Raw genomic sequence first — 2,136 nt, 5'->3', positions numbered from 1 at the left:
GTGATCAGCGGCGATACCATCGGGATTTACGTTGGCGACGGCAATGTTGTGTATGCAAAATCTGCTGCGGACGGCGTTGTGAAAGAACCTGTTTCTGCCGGAAGCTGGACTGCATGGTTTGAAATTCCGTGGATCGAATACGGCGAGGAAAATAGCTTCAGCAATGAGATTCAGTTTGAAGAATATGACGAAAAGAAGAAAAATAATCTGGGACTTGTGCAGTGGGCGATTCAGGCGTATGAGAATGGCTGGGGTTATGTCTACGGCACATACGGAAACGTGCTGACGGAATCGCTTTTGCAGGACAGAGCCTCTGTGTTCGGCGGCGAAGTTACAGATTACATGGACTTCATCCGTCAGAACTGGCTTGGAAAGAGGTGCTCCGACTGTGTAGGATTGATCAAAGGTTACGGCTGGTATGACAGCGCAAGCGGTGAAATTGTTGTTGGCTCTAACGGTATGATGGACGTTGGAGCGAATGCGATGTTCGCAAATGCGACGGTTAAGGGTAAGATCGATACCATTCCCGAAGTCCCCGGACTTGCAGTCTGGGTGGACGGTCACATAGGAATTTACATCGGAAACGGCGAGGTAATCGAAGCCATGAATACCCTCAGAGGGGTTACCAGAACCAAGCTTGCAGGGCGTGAATGGACGCACTGGCTTCAGATTCCGTATATATCATATATAGACCAGCGTGACGCTGGACCCATGCCGCACACATCAAATCAATGAAAGAGCAGTATAAATCCTGCGAGGATAATTAAAGAAATTTTTATATTTTATGGGAGAAAAATTGAATGAAAAAATCAGTCACAGTAAGCATTGATTCTGAAAAATTATCAGCGCTTGAAATGTATCTGGGACAGAAAAATATGAAGCTGTCAGATGAACTTGAAAAGTTTGCAGAGCAGCTTTATCAGAAATATGTGCCCTCAAATGTGCGTGAATTTATTGAGTTGACGGCGGCGAAGAAGCCGTCCCGCAGGACAAAAAATACTGCTCCTGCGGAATCGGAAATGCAGTCGGAGCAGTAATACGCCCCGGTTCGCACCATGTCGGCTTGTACGGCGTTTTCGGCGGTGAGGTCGGAAACTACCCTATGAGAACGGTCGTAGCGAATCTGGGGCATTTGTCGCAGAGTTTGGGAATAGCGGAAATCAGGTGATTTCGGGTGGGTTTGAGGGTCATTTATTTTATTGCTGGTTAAAGTTCCGGCGTCAAAGCCGCCGGAACATTTACATCGGACGAGCAAAGCTCGCCGAATCTGCATGGAGTCAAAAATGGAGGTTTTCAAAAATCATGGAGTCAGAAACAAATAAAAAAAGCGTAAACAACGCAAATACGGCAGTTTCAAATAATGTCGCAGAGGAAAAAATCAAATTTCCGCTGTATGTTTTTCCGGACACGATGGAAAAGGTGGATATGCTGTATGAAATCGACAACTGTCGTTCAAAAACCGAGTTTATGGAAAAGGCAATCAGATTTTACTGCGGTTATCTTCTGAATCAGGAGCATACCGCAACGGAGTTTATCGCACCGCAGCTTGCGGTGATTACCGAGGGAATCGTAAAAGGCAGCGAGCAGAAATTGTCACGGGCATTGTTTAAGCTTGCGGTGGAGGTCGGCGCGCTGACCCATATGCTTGCGGCGATCAATGAAATTGACGACGATACTCTGAAAAAGCTTCGTATCATGTGCATGGATGAAGTGAAGCGCATCAACGGAATAATTAATTTTGAAAAAGCGGTTCGCTATCAAAGGAGCGGTGACTAATGTCGCAGATTATAGTTACAAGCCGCTTTTTGAAAGCTGGCACAGCAAAGACAAAATCACAGCGCAGGAACTACACAAAATACATCGCAACCCGTGAAACGGTTGAGGTGCGTGAACAGAAAAAGTATGATCTGAATGCTGCGACAACTAAAAAGCAGAAAAAATTGCTTGACGAACTACTTTCAGATTTTCCGGAAGCTAAAAGATATTTGGAGTACGAGGATTACAAAAATAATCCTACAGCTGAAAATGCGTCTGAATTGATCAGCACAATTATTGAGCGCAATGCAGATGTTATCGGCAACCGTCAGAATTTTGTCGGTTACATGGCAATGCGACCGGGCGTTGAGAAGCGCGGTG

Annotated in this window: 2 protein-coding genes and 2 pseudogenes; all 4 read left to right on the top strand. The window is 45.7% G+C overall.

Annotated elements, in window-relative coordinates; genetic code table 11:
- Positions 1-735, top strand: a pseudogene (locus tag OCV67_RS13140) (hypothetical protein); the annotation flags it as partial.
- Between the two features lie 65 nt (positions 736-800).
- The gene (locus OCV67_RS13135; protein ID WP_147644270.1) at positions 801-1,037 is read left to right on the top strand and encodes a DUF6103 family protein; all 237 of its coding nucleotides are present in this window, start codon (positions 801-803) and stop codon (positions 1,035-1,037) included.
- Between the two features lie 265 nt (positions 1,038-1,302).
- Positions 1,303-1,776: a hypothetical protein gene (locus OCV67_RS13130; RefSeq protein WP_147644383.1), complete on the top strand. Its 474-nt coding sequence runs from the start codon at positions 1,303-1,305 to the stop codon at positions 1,774-1,776.
- Positions 1,776-2,136: pseudogene (locus OCV67_RS13125) on the top strand (MobP3 family relaxase); the annotation flags it as partial. The gene OCV67_RS13130 and the pseudogene OCV67_RS13125, both read left to right, overlap by 1 nt.

The sequence above is a fragment of the Porcipelethomonas ammoniilytica genome (assembly GCF_025567485.1).
GTDB classification, from domain to species: domain Bacteria; phylum Bacillota; class Clostridia; order Oscillospirales; family Ruminococcaceae; genus Porcipelethomonas; species Porcipelethomonas ammoniilytica.
Note: the sequence above shows the minus strand (reverse complement) of the source record. Positions and strands in the feature narration are given on the sequence as shown.

Coding starts and splice junctions, on each gene's coding strand:
- OCV67_RS13135 (WP_147644270.1), top strand. CDS start 801: ATGAAAAAATCAGTCACAGTAAGCATTGATTCTGAAAAATTATCAGCG.
- OCV67_RS13130 (WP_147644383.1), top strand. CDS start 1,303: ATGGAGTCAGAAACAAATAAAAAAAGCGTAAACAACGCAAATACGGCA.